Origin of the sequence: Pseudomonas sp. P105 (assembly GCF_032614175.1) — a bacterium.
GTDB lineage: Bacteria > Pseudomonadota > Gammaproteobacteria > Pseudomonadales > Pseudomonadaceae > Aquipseudomonas > Aquipseudomonas rhizophila.
Window position 1 is genome coordinate 2,771,931 of the sequence record NZ_CP126693.1, and the last position, 22,817, is coordinate 2,794,747.

Genomic DNA, 22,817 nt, shown 5'->3' on the forward strand with positions numbered 1-22,817 from the left:
CGGTGACTGTTATGACGTGGATGACTGCGCGCTTGAGCGCCATGATGTTTCTGCAGTTCTTTATCTGGGGTGGCTGGTTCGTCACCCTCGGCACTTTCCTGTCCAGCCAGTTGGGCGCCAGCGGCGGCCAGATTGGCATGGCGTTCTCGACCCAGTCCTGGGGCGCGATCATCGCCCCGTTCGTGATCGGGCTGATCGCTGACCGTTTCTTCAATGCCGAACGCATTCTTGCGGTGCTGCACCTGGTGGGGGCGGTGTTGCTCTATCAGCTCCACCGCGCGCCGGACTTCGGCGCGTTCTATCCCTACGTGCTGGCCTACATGATGATCTATATGCCGACCCTGGCACTGGTCAACTCCGTGGCCTTTCGGCAGATGCGCGACCCGGCGCTGGAGTTCTCGCGCATTCGGGTGTGGGGCACCGTGGGCTGGATCGTCGCCGGTGTGGTGATCAGTTTTGTCTTCGCCTGGGACTCGAAAGCCGCGATTGCTTCCGGTGGCCTGCGCAACACTTTCCTGATGGCGGCGCTGGCGTCCCTGGTGCTGGGTCTGTACAGCTTTACCCTGCCGAGTACCGCGCCGCTGAAGTCCGAGACCCGCAGCAGCGGCCTCAAGCAGATGCTCGGTCTGGATGCGCTGGGCCTGCTCAAAGACCGCAGCTACTTGGTGTTTTTCATTGCTTCGATCCTGATCTGTATTCCGCTGGCGTTCTATTACCAGAATGCCAATCCGTTTCTCGCGGAAATCGGCATGACCAATCCCACGGCGAAGATGGCTATCGGTCAGGTATCCGAAGTTCTGTTCATGCTCCTGCTCCCCCTGTTCATTCACCGCTTCGGTATCAAGATCGCATTATTGATGGGCATGTTGGCGTGGGCCTTGCGCTACGTACTGTTTGCCTACGGTAATAACGCCGACCTGGCTTTCATGCTGTTTACCGGCATTGCCTTGCACGGTATCTGCTACGACTTTTTCTTTGTGTCCGGGCAGATCTACACCGACGCGAAAACCCCCGAACGCTTCAGAAGCTCGGCCCAAGGCCTGATCACCCTGGCCACCTACGGCTTTGGCATGCTGATCGGTTTCTGGGTCGCGGGCCATGTCTCCGACTACTACGCCACCCCGGCGGGCCATCAATGGCAGAGCATCTGGTTGTTCCCGGCCTGTTTTTCCCTGGGCGTGGTGCTGGTGTTCCTGTTTGCCTTCCGCGATGCGCGACGGGTGGAGCTGGCGTCTGCCAAGGCTTGAGCTGCTACGACTCCATAACAACCAATAAGGAAATTGCGATGCGTCTACTGCAAAAATGGCATTGTCCACCGTTGCCAGCTGTGCACTGAGTGCTACAAACCTGCTGGCGACCCCCGCCGCCGATCGGAAAATCGCCTTGCAGATGTACACCTTGCGCAATGTTGGAAGCCTGGAGGCGCAACTGTTCCTGGCACAAAACTCCGGGTTTTCGGCAGTTGAGTTGGTCGGTGACCAGGGTGTTAGTCGTGATGAACTCAACCGGCTGCTGAAAAAGTACAACCTTACCGTGACCTCTGCCCATGTGCAGATGGATGCATTGCGGCGCCAACTGGCTGAAACCATTGCCTTCAATCGTGCGGTGGGCAACAGGTCCTGGTGGTACCTTATCTGCAGCCACAAGAGCGGCCGACCGATGCGCGGGGCTGGCAAAAACTGGGTGACGAACTGAATGCCCTGGGTGCCCGATTGCGCAAGGACGGCATGCGGTTGGCCTATCACAACCATGATTTCGAGATGAAAAAATACCAGGGCAAGACGGGGTATGAATGGCTGGTGGATGCCACGCGGCCAGACAATTTGGCGCTTGAAATAGACGCGGCCTGGGTATCGCGCGGTGGTCAAGATCCGGTCCGATTGATCAAACGCTATTCGGACCGGCTCTTCGCCCTGCACGCCAAAGACAACGCGGGTATTGGCGTGCGCGACGATGAGCTTAATTTCGCACCTGTCGGCGAGGGCCTGATGGCCTGGGATGAAATTGTCGCGACTGCGCAGGAGGAGGCGAGACCTCTTTACATTGTTGAGCATGACCTGCCCAAGGATCCTGCTTCGATCATTAAGGCATCTAAGCTGAATCTGCAACGTGAGCTGCAGAATGAGAGGCGTGAACGAAAACTGGAGTAGTCCAGAGTCTGCTTGGATCAGCGAGAAGAGTCGCTTGAAGTGCGCCTCGGTCGACGCGGCGCCTTTGGGGGCGCCGCGCGTTAGACATTGCGATGTCACTCGTGAGCGAGTGAAACCGAGAGCTCACGCCACGCCGCCAGCTCGTCATGACGCTTCTTGAGTTCGCCTTCAAAATATCCAACAGCGTCACTGCCTGCGGTGAAGCGCAGTGGAGGCTTTTCAGCATTGGCCAGGACAATCAACGCCTGCGCCAGTTTCTTTGGATCATTGGCTTGCTTGCCATGTACCGCCAGGACCGCTTCACGCGAGCCGGCCGGATTCTTTGCGTAATCTTCAATGACCTGCTTCGCGAATCGTACTGAGTTCGTGCTGAGGAACTCAGTTCTGAAGTACCCCGGCTCAACGACAGTCACGTGTAAACCAAGCGGTGCAACTTCAAGTGCCAGGCATTCAGTGATGCCCTCGACCGCATATTTAGTCGCACAATATGCCGAGGCGCCCGCACCGCCGTGATAGCCAGCTACGGAGGAAATGTTGATCACGTGGCCTCGTCCCTGTGCGCGAAGAACTGGCAATGCCGCTCGGGTCACGTTCAGAAGTCCGAACACGTTCGTGTCGAACTGCTCACGAACCTCGGAGTCCTCGAGTTCCTCGAGGGCACCCAGTACCGCGTAGCCGGCATTATTGACAATAACGTCGACCCGGCCGAACCATTCAACGGCAGTCCTGATCGCTGCCGCAGCCTGTCTTTCATCAGTCACGTCAAGCGCGACGGGAAGCAACTCGTCATGGCGCCCCACAGCCTGAATCACGGCTTGCGCATCTCTGCCAGTAGCGACGACCTTATCGCCTGCAGCGAGCGCCGCTTTAGCGATTTCGGTGCCTAAGCCGCGTGTTGTACCTGTGATAAACCATACTTTGCTCATCAGTGGTGCCTTTTGAAAGTGAGGTAAGGAGCAACGCCCCGTCAATGTTGTGGAGCAAGCTCGTTCATGCTGCTATTGACAGTGTCGAGCAATTCACCGCGACTCATCTGCCAGTAGACGCGCCCGCGACGGATGAACTCTTGATGAATGAGATGACCGCCGCGCGAGTTAATCAGGTGTGAAAATTTATCGATCTCCTCCTGCTTGAACCGACTGTTGCCGGTCATGATCAGCACCACGTCTTTTCCGGACAGGTCGCTTTGCCGGACAAATGTCCACAACGGTGGAGCAGGCCGGAACATCCAGGTGGGCGAAACCAGATACACGCGTTTCGCGGGCCGAAGATCAAGCGATTCGACGTTGATCAATGGAAAAGCCTTCGCCTCTGCATCGGCAATTGCCTTGGTCTGTCCTCCAAAACTGAGCGGGTAATCGGCATCAATCCTGGAGATTGGCGCTTTGAGCCGCTTTGCTACCTCGCGTGCGACCGCCTCCGAGTGGCCTGATCGGGAATAGTACACAACCACATTTTCACTGGATGCCTCAGCATTGGCAGAAAACTCTGGGCTTGCCACGTAAGTTTGATCCTTCACCCCGACGGCGGTGAAGGCGCTCAGACCAGCGACAGCGGCGATTGCGATCAGGGCGATCACGAGATTTCTCCTGCTTGCTTTTTTCGTCGTAGGACGTTGATCTTGCCCAGTCACTACGCGTCGTGCGCCAATGAGCAGGACAATGTGCGATGTGCATCGGCTTGTTCCAGGAGAAGCTTCGCTTTGCTCTCAAAAGCCTGAACCGCGTCAGCGCCCGCTACGAAGCGAGCGGGTGGTGTGTCAATCGCCGCAAGCTGGACAATCGCTGTTGCAAGCTTGGCCGGATCACCGCCTTGCTTACCACTCATGCCGCTCCAGGCTTTGACGGTTTCGCGTGTTTTCTGCGCATAATCCTCAATTGAAGGCTCAGCGAATGTTGTCGAATCTTTAGTCAGCAGGTCTGTGCGGAAAAAGCCAGGCTCAACCAGCATTGTTTTGATCCCAAATTGATCCACCTCAGATGCTAGGGATTCCATCCATCCTTCCACGCCGAATTTACCCGCGGCATATGCGCTGCAGAAGGTGCCGCCGACGATCCCGGCTGTAGACGAAACCGTCACGACCAAGCCAGACCTTTGTTTGCGCAAAACGGGGAGTACCGCCCGTGTAACATTCATTGGCCCAAACAGCAGTGTTTCAATCTGACGGCGAACGTGTTCTTGGGTCAGCTCTTCGAAGAACCCGGCGTAGAAGTCACCTGCGTTGTTAATCAGTACATCGACTTTGCCGAATTGGCTGACAGCCGATGCGACCACTGCTTTTGCGTCCTCGGGTTTGGTGATGTCGAGCGTCAACGTCAGTAAATCTGCGTGGGCGCCAATAGCGACTTCAACCTTCTTCGGATCGCGTCCAGTGGCCACCACGGTATGTCCGGCTGTCAATGCAGCCTGAGCCAAATGGACGCCAAGGCCTCGACTTGCACCGGTGATGATCCAAACCTGTTTCTGACTCATGCGATGTTCCTCGTCTGCAACAAGAATGGACGCTCAGACGTGCGCCTGCTCGCGTCCTTTATGAGCCGTCATTCTCTCGCTATGGCCGTCTGAGGGGTTGCAGACTTCGTTTGAAATACTGCCTAAAACGACGAATCGGAATCGCGGGTCGACAAATTCCAGAGTTGCCGAGGTGGACCTCAGGCGTCCTGTCGTTCAATGATGATCTTGCCAATTGCGCGGCCTGATTCAAGACGTGCATGGGCGGCACTGACTCCGAAAACCGTAAACTCATACTGCTCATCAATCAGCGGTTTGATCAGGCCACGATCAACCAAAGCAGCCAATCGCTCCAGAATCTCACCGTGGTGTTTTCGATCCTGGTTGTGGATGATCGAGATGGCCATGAATACAAAGTCGAGCCTCAGCGCTTTGAAATGCATGTCGGTAAGGTCGTAAGTGTCGTAACCAATGAGCGAGACCACGTGACCTTTACGCTTCGCGGCCTTGAGCGAATTCTGTAAAACCTCACCACCTACGGTATCGAACACGGTATCGAACCCTTTGCCCTCAGTGAGTCGCTGAACATAGTCAGGCGGTGTCTCACTGCGATATAAAATCACTTCATCTGCGCCTAGTCGGCGGGCTGTTTCCGCTTTTTCAGGCGTAGAAACTGTTGTCGAAACACGCGCGCCCAATACCTTTGCCAACTGAATGCCGATGTGGCCGACACCACCGGTACCCCCGTGTACAAGGACATTATCGTTGGGCTTGATGACAGCTCTGTCGACTAACGCTTCCCAAGCCGTTATACCCACGAGCGGCAGACTTGCGGACTCACCGAAGGACAGTGATCGGGGCTTGAGTGCAAGCATATCCGCGTCGGCTTCCATCTGATCTGCCAAAGCCCCCGGGATGCCTACAATGCCGCCGAAACAACCATAGACTTCATCCCCAATTTTAAAGCGCGTCACCCCCTCACCAATCGAGCTGATGACACCGGCTACGTCAATGTGAAGGATCGCGGGGAAACTCAGCCCGGCAGTACCCTCGCTGCCCATCCGAATTTTCACATCAACGGGGTTCACGCTCGTTGCCTTCACACGAACAATGACATGACCAGGCCGAGCGATTGGATCGGCTGTATCAATTTCTGTGAATACGCTGGATGCTCCATGTTGATTGATCGCGATTGCTTTCAAGGCAGACTCCAAAAACTTAAAGATCCGAGGAACTTATCATTAACGGAAAGGATGCAATACGCTAAATTGGTTGAATTATTCGGTCCGGTTGGTTGGTAATCCAATGTTGAATTCTATTGAAGATCTGCGCCTGTTCATTGCCGTTTTTGAGGAGGGATCCATCCGCGCTGCGTCTGAGCGACTCGGGATGACTGCAGCGGGCGGGAGTAAGCGTCTTATGGCGCTGGAAGACAGTGTCGGAAGGCGACTTTTCAACCGTACTACCCGGCAGCTAAGTCCAACGTCAGACGGTGAGGAGTTGTATCACCATGCGTTGGGTATTCTGGAAAACGTGGGCGCCGCCGAGCGCGTTTTTTTTCGCGAAGGCGAAGTCACTGGGCGCCTGCGGATTACAGCCTCAGCGACATTCGCACAGGGTTATTTGTCTGGGGTCGTCAGCAGCTATCTCTCGCTTTACCCCAAGGTGATCGTCGATATTCACCCCACGGACCAACTGGTTGATTTGGCTGCACACGGGACCGACTTGGCCATCCGCCACGGTCTGATGCCAGATTCATCTTTGATTGCACAGAAAATTTGCACCTCTCGGCGCCTTATTTGTGCCGCCCCCAGTTACTGGCAGAAACAGGGTATGCCCACGAACCCAAATGACTTGGCGGACCTGGACGGCATAATAGTCGGGAAGGACACGAGTTGGACGCTCACTAAAGGGAGCGTGCAAAGGACCAGCAAAATACCAGTCCGCTTTTCATCAAGTCTTGGGGAGGTCGTTCGTCAGATGGCACTCGATGGGCATGGCATCGCGCTTCTGATGGATTGGCATGTACGCGATGATTTGAAGTCCGGAAATTTAGTGGAGGCATTTCCTGACTGGACTATCGAACCACCCATTGGCCTCTACGCTGTATTCCCCTCCAGAGTAAACGTCGCTCCGACGGTGCGAAGTTTTGTCTCACACTTGAAAAACTGGGTCGCGACCCACCCTCTGTAATCGAGCACACAGTCGGGGCGGCACGTTCCCAAGCGCCGCGGATAGACACCGGTAGCGCAAATCGATATCGACCAGTTGCACCGCATCGGCGTAGACAGCAAGGAACTCCGGTTGTGGCATAGAGACCGCAGTGTCTGTTTCGCTGACGCTGAGTCGGGGTACGAAAAAGCGTTGAATGTTGCATTGATATGCTCGGAATGGGGCAAGGTGTTGAGTGTGCTTGGCGGTACAGTCAGCGGTTGAAGGGAAGATGCATGCGTGCGGTCATGATGGCCATACAGCGATGCTCCTTGGCGCCGCCCGCTGTTCCGCAGAGCATCGAGATTTCCCTGGTACTCTCCATTTCATTTTCCAACCCGCCGAGGAGAGCCTGGGAGGCGGTCGGGTAATGGTGGCCGAGGGCTTGTTTGAGCTCTTCCCATGCGACTCTGTTTACGGAATGCACAACATGCCGGGTATCCCCGCAGGAGACTTTGCTATTCGCGAGGGGGCTATGATGGCGGCCAATGACACCTGGACTGTAGCGTTCTCGGGTACGGGTGGACATGGATCAATGCCAAGCGTTGCCACCGATCCAACATCCAAGGTGGGCATCTGGACGCGGCTAATGTCATTCCTTCGCACGTTGTTGTGCGAGGGACTGCACGCAGTTTTTTGCCAGCTACCCGTGATTTGCTTGAGCAACGGTTGGCAGAGATCGCACACGCAATCGCCAGCGCACACAATTGCGTAGCTGCACCTGAAGTACGGATGACCGGCCTTTATGGCTTCCTCAGGCAGTCGTGGTGTGTCTAAACCCCAAGCGGACACTACCGCGCCCTCCGTTGACTGCCTGAAGTGCTCAGAAGAATCCTTGGAATAGGCAGTGAAAGCGACAAAACGGGCAACTGGTCTCAGCAAGTGCATCGCATACTCAAACCTGAAGGTTAGTGGACGGCTGGCTGTTTAGCCGTTGGACAGCGCTCCGCTTGTTCGTATCGGGCAGAGGATCGCAACGCGTCTGCCAGCGTGACGTTCGCAACGTGACAGTCGCTCAGTTCGGCTCGGTTGGATAAACCCGGAGTTTCGACGGCGTTAACCAACGTTTATCCCATGGCAGCAATTTACAGATAGGGCGCGATAATGCAGAAGGATAAGAGAGGCACACCAGGATCCAAATTCCAAGATCGCTTAGGCTTCAGCCGCCGAGACGTTTTGATTGGCGGGGCCATCGTTGGGGCCGGTTTGAGTGTTGCACCGCTGTCGTGGGCAGCATCATCAGATAGCGCTAAAGGCGTCGGCGGCTCAGCGAGCAGAGCGCAGGTCACAAACAAGCGCAAGCTAGGTACGCTGGAAGTCTCAGAACTCGGTGTCGGGTGCATGAACATCAGTGCCAATTACGGGGCACCTGCTGGCAAAGAGCAGGGCATTAAGGTCATCCGTACCGCGCATGAACAAGGCGTCACTTTTTTTGATACGGCCGAAGTGTATGGGCCGTATACAAATGAAGAATTGGTCGGTGAAGCGCTTGCCCCCTTTCGCAACAATGTTGTCGTCGCGTCAAAATTCGGTTTCGACATGGATGCCGGCGGTGCACTCAATAGCCGCCCGGCACACATCAGGAAGGTGCTTGAGGGGTCGCTGAAGCGTCTGCGCACCGACCGTATCGATCTCTACTATCAACACCGGGTCGATCCAAGCGTACCTATCGAAGATGTAGCGGGTACGGTCCGGGATCTTATCAATGAAGGCAAGGTGCTGCACTTTGGTCTCTCGGAGGCAAGTGCAAGCACCATCCGGCGGGCGCACGCAGTTCAGCCCGTGACAGCGGTTCAAACCGAATACTCCATCATGGAGAGAAGCGTCGAACACAACGGAGTGCTTGATACCTGTGAACAGTTGGGAATCGGTTTCGTGTGTTGGGGCCCGCTGGGCATGGGGTTTTTACCCGGCACGCTGAATAGCAGCACACGGTTCGATGCCAAGACCGATTTGCGCTCCGGGTTTGAGCGCTTCACGCCTGAGAACCTGGCAGCAAACGAGCCGATCATTGCTTTGCTCAGGAAGTTCGCACTGGAAAAGCGTGCCACTCCCGCGCAGATATCGCTGGCGTGGTTGCTCGCGCAGAAGCCCTGGATCGTCCCGATTCCAGGTACACGCAAGCTCGATCACCTCCAGGAAAACCTGGCGTCAGTCAACGTGAAGTTGACGTCCGCCGAACTGTTGGAGATGGGTACAGCGCTGGCAAAGCTAAAGGTGCACGGTGGTCGAATGAGTCCAATGCATATGCGTGCCGTCGACGACACGAAGTGACCTTCACAATGCAGAAGCGAAGCAGCGATCCCTCGAACACGCTGTCTCGCTTCTCGGACCTTACCTGCTAACACGGCCACACCCGGCGGCACGTACGCATTGGCGTGCTTGAGCCGGGTGCAGTAGATCGTCGAATCAGGCTAAGCCATGGTTGTTTTCAACCTGCACCTGGGCTTTTAAAAGATGGAGCTCGGTTGCTCAAAAACTGCAGTTTGCATCAGTCTTCCATCGGTATGAGCTACTGTCGCTGAAACGAAGCTTTTACTGTCTGAGGCAGCAGTAAGCCGCTGTTATGGGCTTTATCAGCCTTAGCAGGTGTTTTTGAACGCCTTGTAAAAAATGGTGGATTACGGTCTTTTCATCGAATCAGGCAACCAATGCGGTAGTTTCGGCAACCGGTTCCATTGCGGGTCGGTAATACTGAGTGACTGGAGAATATCCTCCTCCACAAGGCGAGTTTTGACTCAGGGTGGAGAGGAACGTCAGTAAAGGTCTTGACCGCAGTGATTCGATATTCAGCAGTCATACGTGGCTACTTCGGACGCTGCGACTGGGCAGTGATCAACTAGTTTGTATTAGGTACTCAAATGAATCAGGTTACTCGTAAGGTGTTCGAACCGTTTGTCTTTGACAACGGAATCGAGCTGCGCAATCGCGTGGCGATGGCACCCATGACAACTTGGGCCGGTAACGCGGATGGTACCGTCTCCGACGAGGAAGTTGCTTATTACCAGCGTCGAGTGAACGGTGTAGGTCTCGTGATCACCGGTTGCACACACGTTCTCGAAAACGGAATTGGGTTCACCGACGAATTTGCAGCGTTCGACGATAAATTCGTTCCGAGTCTACAGCGATTGGCTCAGGCGGCGAAGAGCGGTGGTGCAACGGCAGTGCTGCAATTGTTTCATGCGGGCAACAAGGCCGTTTTGGAGTTGGTACCCGAAGGCGAAGTTGTCAGTGCCAGTGCAGTGAGCATTGAGGCAGGACCTTTCAGCGTTCCCGCTACACCGCGCGCAATGACCAAGGGAGAAATCCACGACGTTATCCAGGCGTTTGGTGATTCAACACGTCGTGCCATCGAGGCAGGATTTGATGGTATAGAGCTGCATGGCGCCCATGGATTTCTTATCCAGAACTTCTTCTCTCCAAAGTTCAACCAGCGCGATGACGAGTGGGGCGGCTCACTCGAGAATCGTCTTCGTTTTCCATTAGCGGTTGTTCAGGAAGTCCATCGGACCATCAAGGCACACGCTGACCGACCGTTCCTGTTTGGCTATCGTATTTCGCCAGATGAATCTGGCGAAAATGGATTGCGGATCGACGATACCTGTGTGCTCGTCGATGGGCTTATCGAAAGCGGTATCGACTATCTCCACGTTTCCCTGGGGAGCGTTCTTGAAACGGTGCCTGTCGGTGAGAAGGGGGATAAGACTACGGCGAAGGTGATCCTGGATCATGTGGACGGACGAACACCGGTGATTGCCGCCGGGCAGATTAAGACGCCCCGCCAAGCAGAGGAAGCGCTTGAACTCGGGCTGTCGCTTGTTGCGGTTGGACAGGGCCTTGTCATAAATCCTGACTGGGTGGAGCTGGCAGAAAAAGGCCACGACGATCAGATTCAAACCGCTTTGAACCCAGCACAAGTCTCGCAGATCGCGATCCCCACGAAACTGTGGGGCGTAATCGAGGCCGCCACGGGTTGGTTTAAACTCCAGAGTGCACCGTAACGACTCTAGCGAGCAAGAAGTGGGAGGAGTGACCGCAGGAGTGACCGCAGGAGTGACCGCAGGAATGTTCGTATGCGGTCGCTCCGCTCAAGCGGGTCTCCAACCTAGGCTTGCTCTTCCGCTGCACTGGCGATGACAAGATTGCGTTCATTAATCCAGCTGATCGCTCCGAAGATCTGTCCCCACTAGCATGATGACCAGCGCAAGTACTTACGCAAAAATTGGTCTATCGATGAAAAACTTCGACATGGCCTACGCCGATTGTGTACTGACGCTCGCCGATGTAGATGCGCCGGTAAAGTCGACTTCTTTCGTTAGTTATCAATAGACAGTGGATCGATACACGATTGGCAGTGAGCAACGTGCATCGTTGATCAGATAAGCGCTGACGAAGTCACTGCAAAATTAAATGGGGTAGCTGCACAACCACAGTATATTTGTCAGGCTGATCAATCCCGCCCCCACTATCCCCTTAGTCGTGTAGGCCGAAGATATAACGTATATGCAAGTTGAGGTGCATATGAAAATCAGCGGCATAATCAAAAGAAAGCTATCGCCAGTCTCTAGAAAAGAATAAGCAGCTATTGAAAGCCACATCAGTAAGGAGACCAATATACTTATGCCGTCTATCCGCTGAAATACCGCCAAGCATTGTCGCGCCTTTGCTTCGCTGTCGTTAGGTGAGTCGGTCATTAGAGCGCCTTAGGTCGCTGTTAGTGTTAGTCATGCCCACTCACTTACTTCATTTATTCAGCGACTCCGTCAATCAGATAGACATCTGCATTGGCCGAGTTGAGGCGGATTTTTCTCAGATTTGTGTATTCGTACGAGTTGTACCAAGCCTTGGCTTTTTCGATATTTTCAAACTTAATAATGACCATTCGACGCACAGGCGCATTTCCTTCCAATGAGAGAGTATTTCCTCCTCGAACAATGAAGTGCCCACCGTAGGGTTTGAGCGTGGACTCGACATTTTCTCTGTAAGGTTTGATTGCAACCGGATCCGTCACTTCGAATTCGGCTACATAGTAGGCGGGAGCAGGGGGGGCGGTGCTCGCTTGCGCAATGCTCAGACCTGCGCTACCCGTGGTAAAAAACGCTACGCTTGCCATTACTCCAGCTAATGTTTTTACTGGTTTCATCATCTGACTCCTTTAGTTAAGTTTCAACTGTTTTATAAGTTCGAGTAGGCTATTAAGATTTGAGACGTTTGATATCTCTCTGCGGAGGCTCTCCGAACAGACGACTATACTCACGACTGAATTGCGAAGAGCTTTCGTAACCTACGAGTCCACCTGCGCTGCTGGCGTCGATGTGTTCGATCAACATCAATTGCCTTGCAGCTTGCAGGCGTAGTTGTTTTTGGTATTGCAGCGGGCTCATACCTGTCACGGCACGAAAGTGCTGACGAAATGTCGAGGGGCTCATATGTGCCGCTTCTGCAAGATCGTCCATGCGCAGTGCTTGGCGGAAATTGAGTTTAAGCGAAGCAACTGCTTCGGTAATGTGCTGTCTGGGTGTTCCGGCACTTATAACGTGGCGTAACTGTGCGCCTGAGGGGCCATTTAGCAAGCGAACGATGATTTCCTGCTTAATCAGCGGAGCGAGTGTGTGCATCAAGTCGGGCTCTTCAAGTAGTCGAACGAGTCGCTCAAAAGCTTGAAGTACACCTACATCCAATGGCTGTACGGTAACGGGGCGAAAGCGTTCAGGTTTCGTGTGTCTTTGCAGCTGCATCCGCTCCATAACCTGCATCACCAGATCGTTCTCAAACGTTAGTGTCATGCCCAGGAAAGGTTCTGCTGTAGTCGCCCTGCTAACATTAGCGATTACCGGCAGGTCTACGCTGGTAACGACGCATTGCCCCGGCCCATGAGTCATCACTTCATCGCCCACCATGACTTGCTTTCGGCCCTGCAATGTCACTCCGATTCCCAAGCCATAGACACAGTGCATCGGCTCGGTGACTTTGTGCCTGCGATGAAGGTTAAAGCCAGGAACGACGGTGAGATCCCCGTCGCTGCGCAGAATTTGGCCCACCGCTTTGGCCAGACCGGAGGTATCACCTCTCTCGAAACTTTCCGTGCTAAAAGCCGGTTGCTCTTCAAAAAACTCATGCTCAGCGTGCATCGCGAATTACTCCCTTTCTGCCGTAGGCAGAATCTTGAAAGCATCCATCGCTGTGTGCTTTCGAGTTTCAAGTCGAGACCAACAGACGCGCCTGTTCGGTCAGGTTGTAGAGGCATTGGTGGGGAGGCGGCAGGAAATGCTCACTTACATCCATCAACCTACGTCATAGGAGTATGTCTATTGGCCAGTCCAATAAAATGCCTAAACGAAGTCTTTATTTGCCTATTGCGAGGGATGGCGTCAGAGGTGGAATTTTTATGCAACAGGCGATTAAGAGAATGGCGAACGGAACGTTAAACACATTTAAATGTGGTTACCTGGCTCAGGCCGCCCGCATCACAAAAAAGGTGAGTGTCTTCCCAGCCTTTTTTGCGGTGATGCGTGGTAGGTGTTGTCCTGATCAGGACGCTGGGAAACCCATGTCGCTTGACAGCGTGCGATGAGCATTGGCTTGTTCAAGTAGTAATTTCGCTTTGGCTTCGAAACCTTGGACCGCGTCGGCACCGCCCGCGAAGCGCATAGGTGGTGTTGCGTTCCCTGCAAGTTGTATGACGGCTGCCGCTAGCTTTGCTGGGTCTCCAGGTTGCTTTCCGTTCAGGTTAGTTAGTGCCTGAACAGTCTCTTTGCTTTGTATGGCGTAGTCTTCAATTCCCGACTCGGCGAATGTTGTCGAATCCGCTCCTAAAAATTCGGTGCGGAAGAATCCCGGCTCGACCAGCATGGTGTTTATTCCGAAAGGAGCGATTTCGGGCGCGAGCGATTCCATCCAGCCTTCGACCCCGAATTTTGCCGCTGCATAGGCTGTGCAGAAAGAGCTGCCCACGATGCCCGCGGTTGAGGACACCGTCACTATAAGCCCGGAACGTTGTTTGCGCATGACCGGGAGCACAGCACGCGTGACGTTCATCGGGCCAAACAACACGGTCTCCAACTGCTGGCGAACTTGCTCAGGTGTCAACTCCTCAAAAAAACCTGAGTACAGGTTGCCCGAGTTGTTAACGAGTACGTCGATGTGTCCGAACTTATCGAGTGCAGCATTAATGGCGTTGCTGGCATCTTCGGGGTAAGTCACATCCAATTTGAGGACCAGCAACTCATTGTTCGTTCCGACGGCAGAAGCCACCTTTTGCGGGTCACGCCCAGTTGCGACGACGGCGTGTCCAGCAGCGAGTGCTGCCTTGGTCAAACTCAAACCTAATCCTCTACCGGCGCCTGTTATGAGCCATACCTTTTTCTTAGTCATTTACTAAACCTCATTGATTGTGTCGTGAGCGCAGCTTTGGGCGGCTATGACCAGTTGGCTATGTAAGCGCCGGAGGGGCTTGCACTAAGAGCTTTATTCTCATCACTTTGCTCTCAAATTGTTTGTCAAATTCGATCAGACAGTTGCCCGAAACGACCGCGGCTTAAATCAAGCCAAAGTTTGCTCTGCGCCATGAGACCCGTTGCATTAGGCAAAAAAGTGCTCCCGTCAGGCAATTCATTCAGGTGATACATTCAACGTGGAGGCTACAGAAGCTGATCACGACGCGCCTGCCTAAGGTTTCAGCCAGATGCTTGCAGCTACAAATGGCGGTGTATCGGCGCACAGCAGGGGCGTGCACTCCGTCGAAGGGAGGGTGGATGAACTTCGGTACGCTCCCGGTTCAAACGCACGGTAGTCGCATTCGACAGCGTAAGGATCTACAACCCAAAGCTTGCTGCAAGCCAGTTGATGGGCGGCATGATTATGGGCATTGGCCAAGCGTCGTTGGAGGAGGGGAGCATTGACTCCTCGGAATCGGCGGATCGTGAATGCTAACTTTGCGGATTATGTAGCCCCCTGTGAATATGGATATACCCCAGCTCATCACACCCGACGTGGGTGTTCCAGACATGCACGCCAATGCTCCGGGAGGTAAAGCGGTCGGCGAGTCGGGGATAGTCCGCGTCGCGACGGCTATCGGCAACGCGGTGTACCATGCAACGGGTAAAACGCATTCGTGACCTGCCCATCACGGTGGATGAGTTGATCTCAGGTGTTTAAACGAGCGATAACTATCAGGCGCAGGGGCCAGGCAGTGCTATACCTGAGAGGGCTTGAGCAGTCCATGGGCGCTCCCTGTGGTGATTGAGAAAGAGGTATTCCAAGCGCTGCTCATGAAACACTAGGCCGGAGAAATTTCGGGCAAATCCGATCTGACCCCTTTTCTCGGTGCGGCGCAACACTTGGTGCCGTGTGCTAGGCAGTACCTCCAGTCATCTGCCAATCAGTGGTGCGTGATCCAGTGGCACGCCCTGTTCGAAAGCTGCCGCCTCTTGTATGCGCAATGCTTTCAAGTACGACGGGTGCGTTTGTAGCATGCGCCAGTAGAGGTTCACGTGTGTTGAGAATTTATCACTCAGACCAATAAAGTCTGCCAGCATCAGAGCGTAACCCACCGAAATGTCCGCAACCGTAAAACGGTTTTGACAGAGATATGTTCGCCCTTGCAATGCAATCTCAATGGCCCGGAGTCTACCTAGGAACCATTTCGAGTAATCGTCCACGGCTTGCGGGAGGCGCCTCGATATATCCTCAAACTGCCCATATCGCAAAATAATTGTTTGCGGGAATGTTAGCGTTGCTTCCCCGTAATGTAGCCAGTTTAGATAGTGCGGATAATCTGGCTCGTTGGGCATTACCGCTAGCTGAGTGGGGCCGTATCTTTGGGTGAGATATTCACAAATTCCCGCTGACTCGGTCATTAAGACATCGTCAACGATAATGGCCGGAACAGTGCCGATCGGATTGATATCAAGAAAGTGGCGTGCATGAACGCGTGGAGGAAAAGGCAAAATCTTCAGCGTGTATGGTAGTCCTAATGCTTCTAATGCCCACAGTGGCCGGAAGGATCGCGCGCTGAGGCAGTGATACAGGGTGATCATACGGTAGCCACCTATCTATATTTCGGATGCTTGGGTGTTCGATGCGGCTATACCCTACCAATGACTGGCAAACTGCAAATTCGGCTTATAGGCAGTGTCGATCAATCAAAATCGAGAGGGTATCGACTTTATATAAGCGTAACCGTGCAATTCCGCTTTTAAAGGACCGGAGCGCGAGACAGTTAGTGCGCAATCATCGACTGAACGTTGTCACCTAAGGAGCGCTCACTCTTTGTCGAGGTTGTAGCTTGCAGTGCGCTTATGGTGTGCCTTTGGCTGGGTAATCGTTTTAAGCCTAAGCCAGCATGGCCCGCGCTACCCGAGAGCCGTTGTGTTTGCCCAGAACCTGACAAATGCGCTGGCCTGCGGCAATCAGCTTGTCCAGGTCGACGCCAGTGTTGATGCCGAGGCCGTTGAGCAGGTAAAGCACATCCTCGCTGGCGACGTTACCAGTGGCGCCCTTGGCGTAGGGGCAGCCTCCCAGGCCAGCCACTGAACTGTCGAACACGGCCAGGCCTTCTTGAAGACTGGCGTAGATATTGGCCAGGGCTTGACCAAACGTATCGTGGAAATGCCCGGCCAGCAGGTGCCGTGGAATGTCACGGCTGACCACGTTGAGCAATTGTCCAGTCTTGCCCGGCGTGCCGACGCCGATCGTATCTCCCAGCGATATCTCGTAGCAGCCCATGGCGTATAGCTCTCTGGCGACACTGGCCACTTGAGCTGCCACCACTTCACCCTCGTAAGGGCAGCCTAGTACGCAGGATACATAACCGCGCACGCGAACGCCTCTGGCTTTGGCCGCGTCCATCAGCGGCACGAAGCGCTGCAAACTTTCAGCGATCGAACAGTTGATATTCTTCTGAGAAAAACTTTCAGACGCAGCAGCAAATACCGCTACTTCCGCTACACCAGCCACCATTGCGGCCTCGAAACCCCGGAGATTCGGCGCCAGGGCCGCGTATGTGACGCCGGATTTTTGTTGAATTTTCGCGAAGACTTCATCGGAGCCGGCCATTTGCGGCACCCATTTTGGCGATACAAAACTGCCTACTTCCACATAGCTCATGCCGGCAGCGGACAGATCATCCACCAAGCGTACCTTGTCGGATACGCTGATGGGTTGCTTCTCGTTCTGCAGACCGTCGCGTGGGCCGACTTCAACCAGGCGTACCTGTTTGGGTAAGTTCATTCTTGCCTCTTCGTTGGTTGGTCGATTCAACGGGAAGAGCTGCGATCTGATGACCCGATGCTCAACCCGTTCTACAAGTTATGGTGCGCGGGGAGGAGCACCCTACGGGAAGAACGCTTCCAGCGTAGGGGCATCATCAGGCGCCGAGTGTGGCTATCAGGCTTCTTCCAGTTCGACCAGGACGGTACCATCGCTGACCATCTCGCCTTCCTGGCAAAACAGCGCCTTGATCACTCCAGCGTGGGGCGCGCGAATGCTGTGCTCCATCTTCATCGCTTCCAGCACCACCAGTTGCGCCCCGGCTTCGACCGTTTGCCCGGCCTCCACCAGCACTCGCACGATGCTGCCGTTCATGGGCGCGGTGAGCCCGCCCTGATGGCTGTGACTGGCTTCGACGGCACTGATCGGGTCATACGACTCGATGCGTCGCAGTTCACCGTCCCATTGCAGATACAGCGCATCGCCACGGCGGATTGCCCGATGCTGGCGGCGCAAGCCGTTGTGTTCGGTCAGCAGGTGTTCACCCTTGAGCTGTGCGGTATGAGCGTCGGTATCGCCCAGGGTCAGCGCCCGGTCTTGCCCCTCGCAACTCAAATGCAGGGTGATTTCTGTCGGCAGTCCGGCACGGAATCCGTTGCCGATACCCCAAGGCGAAACCGGGTCATCGGCACGTGGAGAACCCGGCTGGCTTTGGGCAAACGCCTGGGCGGCGGCTTGCCAGAATTCGTCACTGAGGTCTGAGGCGACTGGCAGCAGTTGTTCCTGATAACGCGGAATGAACCCGGTATCCAGTTCGGCCGCGGCAAACGCCGGGTGGCCGACGATCCGGCGCAGGAAGTTGATGTTGGTCTTCAGTCCGCCGATGGCAAACTCATCAAGCATGCTCAGCAACCGTAGCCGTGCCTGTTCACGATCTTCGCCCCAGGCAATCAGTTTGCCGAGCATCGGGTCGTAGAATGGCGAGATCTCGTCGCCTTCTTCGACGCCACTGTCCACCCGCCGTCCCGGACCTTGCGCGGATTCGCGATACAGCTCCAGTCGACCGGTAGCCGGCAGGAAATCATTGCCCGGGTCTTCGGCATACAACCGCACTTCGATGGCATGGCCGATCAGCGGAACCTCGGCTTGAGTCATCGGCAGCGCTTCGCCGCGGGCCACACGAATCTGCCAGGCCACCAGATCGAGGCCGGTGATGGCTTCGGTGACCGGGTGTTCGACTTGAAGGCGTGTGTTCATCTCCATGAAGAAGAACTCACCGCGAGAATCCAGCAGAAACTCCACAGTGCCGGCGCCGACATAGCCGATGGCTTGTGCCGAACGCACGGCGGCTTCGCCCATGGCGCGACGCAGTTCCGGGCTCAAGCCTGGAGCGGGTGCTTCTTCAACGACTTTTTGGTGCCGACGCTGAATCGAACAGTCACGTTCGTTGAGGTACAGGCAGTTGCCGTGCTGATCGGCAAAGACCTGGATTTCCACGTGACGCGGTTTGAGCAGGTACTTCTCCACCAGCATCCGCGAATCGCCGAACGAGGATTTCGCTTCACGCTGGGCCGAGGCCAGGGCTTCGGCCAGCTGGCTGACGTCCTCGACCACTTTCATGCCTTTACCGCCACCGCCCGCGGTGGCCTTGAGCAGCACTGGATAACCGATGCGTTCGCAGGCGTCGCGGAAAGTGTCGAGGTCCTGAGCTTCACCGTGATAGCCAGGCACCAGCGGCACGCCGGCGGTTTCCATCAAGGCTTTGGCGGCGGATTTGCTGCCCATCGCATCGATGGCTGAGGCGGGAGGGCCGAGGAAAATCAGGCCAGCTTCTTCAATCGCGCGGGCGAACCCGGCGTTCTCGGAAAGAAAGCCATAACCCGGATGAATCGCCTGAGCGCCGCTGGCTTTCGCGGCAGCGATCAGTTTGTCGATTTGCAGGTAACTGTCGGCGGCTTTGCTGCCGCCCAGGTCGACGCGGATATCGGCTTCGCGGCTGTGCCGGGCGTCACGGTCGGTGGCGCTGTGCACGGCCACGGTGGTCAGGCCTAAAGCTTTGGCGGTGCGCATCACTCGGCAAGCGATTTCACCGCGGTTAGCCACCAGCAGGGTATCGATATGCGTGAGGCTCATGCTTGCGGCTCCTGCCAAGCGGGTTGGCGTTTATCGAGGAAGGCACGCAGACCTTCTTGGCCCTCGGCGCTTACGCGCAAATGGGCGATGGTTTTTTCGGTGTAACGGCGCAGGTCAGGGGTTAACTCGCCGCTGCCTACCTCGTGTAGGAGGTCTTTGCTAGCTCGCATGGCCTGCGGGCTGTTCTGTAGCAGATTGGCGACCCAAGCTTCGACCTGTGTGTCCAGCTCGGTGGTCGGATGGCACTCGGCGAGCAGGCCTACTTCGCGGGCACGGTTGCCGTCAAAGCGTTCAGCGGTCAAGGCATAGCGGCGTGCGGTGCGTTCGCCTAAGGCCTGAACTACGAACGGGCTGATGACCGCCGGCGCCAAGCCGATACGCACCTCGGATAGTGAGAACAGCGCATCCTCGCTACCGATAGCCATGTCGCAGCAGCTGACCAGGCCCACGGCACCGCCGAAGGCTGCACCTTGCACCACCGCCAGGGTGGGAATCTCCAAGTAATGGAGGTTGTACATCAGCTTCGCGAGCTCGCGCGCGTCGCTGAGGTTAGCGTTGTAGTCCAGTTCGGCGGTCTGCTGCATCCAAAATAGGTCAGCACCGGCAGAGAAATGCCGGCCGCGGCCGCGCAACAACAAAAAGCGCAGGCTAGCGTCACTCTTCACTATATCCAGGGCGATGATCAGCTCGCGAATCATCTCGGCGTTGAAGGCGTTATTCTTCTCCGGACGGTTCAGCCAAAGGGTGGCGAAACCACGCGGGTCTTTTTCCAGTTCGATGCTGCTGAAGTCAGTCATGGTGATCACTGTCTCTGATGGGCTTCCTCTTCCATTTATGGGAAAGGAAGTTACATACGGAACACGCCGAAGCGGGTTGGCTCGATCGGGGCATTGAGGCTGGCGGACAGCGCCAGGGCCAGTACCTCGCGGGTCTGTGCCGGGTCGATGACGCCGTCGTCCCACAGTCGAGCGCTGGAATAATAGGGATGCCCCTGTTCTTCGTACTGATCGAGGATCGGTTGCTTGATCTCGGCTTCCTGCTCGGCACTGAAACTGTGGCCACTGCGCTCGGCCTGCTCGCGCTTAACCTGCACCAAAACACCCGCGGCTTGCTCGGCGCCCATCACGCCGATGCGTGCGTTCGGCCACATCCACAGGAAGCGTGGATCGTAAGCCCGGCCGCACATGCCGTAGTTACCGGCTCCGAAACTGCCACCGATGATCACAGTGAATTTCGGTACCTTGGCGCACGCCACGGCGGTCACCAGTTTCGCGCCGTGCTTGGCGATGCCGCCGGCCTCGTATTTCTGGCCGACCATGAAGCCGGTGATGTTTTGCAGGAACAGCAGCGGAATACCACGCTGGCAGGCCAGCTCGATGAAGTGCGCGCCTTTCTGCGCCGCTTCGGCGAACAGAATGCCGTTGTTGGCGAGGATCGCGATCGGGTAACCGTGCAAGTGGGCAAAGCCGCACACCAGGGTCGTCCCGAACAGTGCTTTGAATTCGTCGAACACCGAACCGTCCACCAACCGCGCGATCACTTCGCGCACGTCGAACGGCTGCTTGGCATCCGCCGACACCACGCCGTACAACTCGTCGCTGTTGTAGAGCGGGGCGATGGGCGTGCGCTGTTGCACTTCGCCGAGTTTGCGCCAGTTAAGGTTGGCGATGCTGCGCCGTGCAATGGCCAAGGCGTGTTCGTCGCTCTCGGCATAGTGGTCGGCCACCCCGGAAATCTTGCAGTGCACATCGGCTCCGCCGAGGTCTTCGGCGCTGACCACTTCACCGGTCGCGGCTTTTACCAGCGGCGGACCGGCGAGGAAAATCGTCGCTTGTTCACGCACCATGATTGCTTCGTCGGCCATGGCCGGCACGTACGCGCCACCGGCAGTGCAGGAACCCATGACCACCGCGATTTGCGGGATGCCCATGGCGCTCATGTTGGCCTGGTTGAAGAAGATCCGTCCGAAGTGTTCGCGGTCCGGAAACACTTCATCCTGACGCGGCAAGTTGGCGCCGCCAGAGTCCACCAGGTAGATGCACGGCAAACGGTTCTGCTGGGCAATGGTTTGCGCGCGCAGGTGTTTTTTCACGGTCAGCGGGTAATACGAGCCACCTTTTACGGTGGCGTCGTTGGCGACGATCATGCATTCGACGCCTTCCACACGGCCGATCCCGGCAATCACGCCTGCGGCCGGAACGTCTTCGCCATACACCGCGTAGGCCGCCAATTGGCTGATCTCGAGAAACGGCGAACCCGGATCGAGCAAGCGATTAATCCGTTCACGGGGCAGCAGTTTGCCCCGCGAGGTGTGGCGCTCTTGCGCCTTCGGGCCGCCACCTTGCTGCACTTGCGCGAGCAGGGTGTGCAGGGCGTCGACCTGTTTGAGCATTGCCGCGCTGTTGGCCGCGAACTCCGCCGAACGAGGGTTGAGCTGGGTATGCAGGATAGCCATGGACAGCTCCGTTTAGCGGGTTTCGTTGAACAGTTCGCGACCGATCAGCATGCGACGGATCTCACTGGTACCAGCGCCGATTTCGTACAGCTTGGCGTCACGCAGCAGACGACCGGCCGGGAACTCGTTGATGTAGCCGTTGCCACCGAGAATCTGGATCGCGTCGAGGGCCATTCGGGTCGCGCATTCGGCGCTGTAGAGGATGACTCCGGCGGCGTCCTTGCGGGCGGTTTCGCCACGCTCGCACGCTTGCGCTACCGCATACAGGTAGGCACGGCTGGCGTTGAGTTGGGTGTACATGTCGGCGACCTTGCCCTGGATCAGCTGGAATTCACCGATGCTTTGGCCGAACTGCTTGCGGTCGTGGATGTACGGCACGATCAAGTCCATGCAGGCCTGCATGATCCCGGTCGGGCCACCGGACAGGACAACGCGCTCGTAGTCGAGGCCGCTCATCAGCACTTTCACGCCGCCGTTGAGCACGCCGAGGATGTTTTCTTCCGGCACTTCGACGTCATCGAAAAACAGCTCGCAAGTGTTCGAGCCGCGCATGCCGAGCTTGTCGAACTTGTTGCTGCGGCTGAAGCCTTTCCAGTCGCGCTCGACGATGAACGCGGTGATGCCGTGGGGGCCTTTTTCAAGGTCGGTCTTGGCGTAGATCACGTAGGTGTTGGCGTCGGGGCCGTTGGTGATCCAGGTCTTGCTGCCGTTGAGTACGTAGTGGTCGCCGCGTTTTTCGGCGCGCAGCTTCATCGACACCACGTCGGAACCGGCATTCGGTTCGCTCATGGCCAAGGCACCGATGTGCTCGCCGCTGATCAGTTTGGGCAGGTATTTGGTTTTCTGTTCGTGATTGCCGTTGCGGTTGATCTGGTTGACGCAGAGGTTGGAGTGGGCGCCGTAGGACAAAGCGACCGAGGCTGAACCGCGACTGATTTCTTCCATGGCGACGACGTGGGCCAGGTAACCCAGGCCAGCACCGCCGTACTCTTCCGGTACGGTGATACCCAGCAGACCCATGTCGCCGAACTTGCGCCACAGGTCGGCCGGGAACAGGTTGTCGATGTCGATCTGAGCGGCGCGCGGGGCGATCTCTTTGGCGACGAAGGATTGAACCTGATCGCGCAGCATGTCGATGGTTTCGCCGAGGGCGAAGTTCAGGGAGGGATAGCTCATGGTTCCACCTGTGATTGTTTTTATGATGTTCA

21 protein-coding genes are annotated in these 22,817 nt (G+C 56.0%); 8 read left to right on the top strand and 13 right to left on the bottom strand.

The features are described from left to right. The first annotated feature begins 11 nt into the window (after positions 1-11). The 3 genes from QOM08_RS12585 to QOM08_RS12595 are packed head-to-tail and all read left to right on the top strand — an operon-like array spanning position 12 to position 2,150. A complete protein-coding gene (locus tag QOM08_RS12585; protein ID WP_316913061.1) occupies positions 12-1,247 on the top strand; it encodes a nucleoside permease in 1,236 nt (411 codons plus the stop codon). A 55-nt stretch (positions 1,248-1,302) separates the two neighbouring features. After that, a complete protein-coding gene (locus QOM08_RS12590; protein ID WP_316913062.1) occupies positions 1,303-1,695 on the top strand; it encodes a hypothetical protein in 393 nt (130 codons plus the stop codon). Then, a complete protein-coding gene (locus QOM08_RS12595) occupies positions 1,623-2,150 on the top strand; it encodes a sugar phosphate isomerase/epimerase (RefSeq protein WP_316913063.1) in 528 nt (175 codons plus the stop codon). The genes QOM08_RS12590 and QOM08_RS12595 overlap by 73 nt, the downstream gene beginning before the upstream one ends. Positions 2,151-2,245: 95 nt before the next feature. Here QOM08_RS12595 and QOM08_RS12600 read toward each other — a convergent pair whose 3' ends face one another. The 4 genes from QOM08_RS12600 to QOM08_RS12615 all read right to left on the bottom strand — a co-directional run bounded on the left by QOM08_RS12600 (position 2,246) and on the right by QOM08_RS12615 (position 5,803). Further along, positions 2,246-3,076 carry an oxidoreductase gene (locus QOM08_RS12600; RefSeq protein WP_316913064.1) on the bottom strand — a complete coding sequence of 277 codons (831 nt, stop codon included), beginning with the start codon at positions 3,074-3,076 and terminating at the stop codon, positions 2,246-2,248. Positions 3,077-3,117: 41 nt separating this feature from the next. After that, positions 3,118-3,729 carry a hypothetical protein gene (locus tag QOM08_RS12605; protein WP_316913065.1) on the bottom strand — a complete coding sequence of 204 codons (612 nt, stop codon included), beginning with the start codon at positions 3,727-3,729 and terminating at the stop codon, positions 3,118-3,120. A gap of 53 nt (positions 3,730-3,782) precedes the next feature. After that, positions 3,783-4,622 carry an SDR family oxidoreductase gene (locus QOM08_RS12610; protein WP_316913066.1) on the bottom strand — a complete coding sequence of 280 codons (840 nt, stop codon included), beginning with the start codon at positions 4,620-4,622 and terminating at the stop codon, positions 3,783-3,785. Positions 4,623-4,801: 179 nt separating this feature from the next. After that, positions 4,802-5,803 (bottom strand): zinc-dependent alcohol dehydrogenase family protein, encoded by a 1,002-nt coding sequence (locus QOM08_RS12615; RefSeq protein WP_316913067.1) that lies wholly within the window; start codon positions 5,801-5,803, stop codon positions 4,802-4,804. 103 nt (positions 5,804-5,906) lie between these two features. Between QOM08_RS12615 and QOM08_RS12620 the strand changes: the two genes are divergently transcribed. The 4 genes from QOM08_RS12620 to QOM08_RS12635 all read left to right on the top strand — a co-directional run bounded on the left by QOM08_RS12620 (position 5,907) and on the right by QOM08_RS12635 (position 10,813). Continuing rightward, positions 5,907-6,794, top strand: a complete 888-nt coding sequence (locus QOM08_RS12620; protein WP_316913068.1) for a LysR family transcriptional regulator — start codon at positions 5,907-5,909, stop codon at positions 6,792-6,794. Positions 6,795-7,077: 283 nt separating this feature from the next. Next, the gene (locus QOM08_RS12625; protein ID WP_410479142.1) at positions 7,078-7,527 is read left to right on the top strand and encodes a M20/M25/M40 family metallo-hydrolase; all 450 of its coding nucleotides are present in this window, start codon (positions 7,078-7,080) and stop codon (positions 7,525-7,527) included. 389 nt (positions 7,528-7,916) lie between these two features. Continuing rightward, positions 7,917-9,086 (top strand): aldo/keto reductase, encoded by a 1,170-nt coding sequence (locus QOM08_RS12630; protein ID WP_316913069.1) that lies wholly within the window; start codon positions 7,917-7,919, stop codon positions 9,084-9,086. A 587-nt stretch (positions 9,087-9,673) separates the two neighbouring features. After that, positions 9,674-10,813, top strand: coding sequence for an NADH-dependent flavin oxidoreductase (locus QOM08_RS12635; RefSeq protein ID WP_316913070.1), 1,140 nt, complete (start codon positions 9,674-9,676; stop codon positions 10,811-10,813). A gap of 746 nt (positions 10,814-11,559) precedes the next feature. Here QOM08_RS12635 and QOM08_RS12640 read toward each other — a convergent pair. The 3 genes from QOM08_RS12640 to QOM08_RS12650 form a co-directional block, all read right to left on the bottom strand. Then, positions 11,560-11,955, bottom strand: a complete 396-nt coding sequence (locus QOM08_RS12640) for a DUF1330 domain-containing protein (RefSeq protein WP_316913071.1) — start codon at positions 11,953-11,955, stop codon at positions 11,560-11,562. A 52-nt stretch (positions 11,956-12,007) separates the two neighbouring features. Next, positions 12,008-12,943 (bottom strand): AraC family transcriptional regulator, encoded by a 936-nt coding sequence (locus QOM08_RS12645; protein ID WP_316913072.1) that lies wholly within the window; start codon positions 12,941-12,943, stop codon positions 12,008-12,010. Between the two features lie 400 nt (positions 12,944-13,343). Then, positions 13,344-14,186: an SDR family oxidoreductase gene (locus QOM08_RS12650; RefSeq protein ID WP_316913073.1), complete on the bottom strand. Its 843-nt coding sequence runs from the start codon at positions 14,184-14,186 to the stop codon at positions 13,344-13,346. A 438-nt stretch (positions 14,187-14,624) separates the two neighbouring features. Between QOM08_RS12650 and QOM08_RS12655 the strand changes: the two genes are divergently transcribed. Continuing rightward, positions 14,625-14,744, top strand: coding sequence for a molybdopterin cofactor-binding domain-containing protein (locus tag QOM08_RS12655; protein WP_316913224.1), 120 nt, complete (start codon positions 14,625-14,627; stop codon positions 14,742-14,744). A 437-nt stretch (positions 14,745-15,181) separates the two neighbouring features. On the opposite strand, the gene QOM08_RS12660 is transcribed toward QOM08_RS12655, so the two are convergent. From QOM08_RS12660 to QOM08_RS12685, 6 genes are all read right to left on the bottom strand, one after another. Continuing rightward, positions 15,182-15,850 (bottom strand): glutathione S-transferase family protein, encoded by a 669-nt coding sequence (locus QOM08_RS12660; RefSeq protein ID WP_316913074.1) that lies wholly within the window; start codon positions 15,848-15,850, stop codon positions 15,182-15,184. Positions 15,851-16,145: 295 nt separating this feature from the next. Next, on the bottom strand, positions 16,146-17,042 hold the full coding sequence (locus QOM08_RS12665) for a hydroxymethylglutaryl-CoA lyase (RefSeq protein WP_316913075.1): 897 nt from the start codon (positions 17,040-17,042) through the stop codon (positions 16,146-16,148). A 156-nt stretch (positions 17,043-17,198) separates the two neighbouring features. Then, entirely contained in the window at positions 17,199-19,154 is a 1,956-nt protein-coding gene (locus QOM08_RS12670; RefSeq protein ID WP_316913076.1) for an acetyl/propionyl/methylcrotonyl-CoA carboxylase subunit alpha, read from the bottom strand. Next, the gene (locus tag QOM08_RS12675; RefSeq protein WP_316913077.1) at positions 19,151-19,951 is read right to left on the bottom strand and encodes a gamma-carboxygeranoyl-CoA hydratase; all 801 of its coding nucleotides are present in this window, start codon (positions 19,949-19,951) and stop codon (positions 19,151-19,153) included. Before QOM08_RS12675 ends, QOM08_RS12670 begins: the two co-directional genes overlap by 4 nt. A 50-nt stretch (positions 19,952-20,001) precedes the next feature. Further along, a complete protein-coding gene (locus QOM08_RS12680) occupies positions 20,002-21,609 on the bottom strand; it encodes a carboxyl transferase domain-containing protein (RefSeq protein ID WP_316913078.1) in 1,608 nt (535 codons plus the stop codon). Positions 21,610-21,621: 12 nt separating this feature from the next. Next, on the bottom strand, positions 21,622-22,785 hold the full coding sequence (locus QOM08_RS12685) for an isovaleryl-CoA dehydrogenase (RefSeq protein ID WP_316913079.1): 1,164 nt from the start codon (positions 22,783-22,785) through the stop codon (positions 21,622-21,624). Positions 22,786-22,817 lie beyond the last annotated feature (32 nt).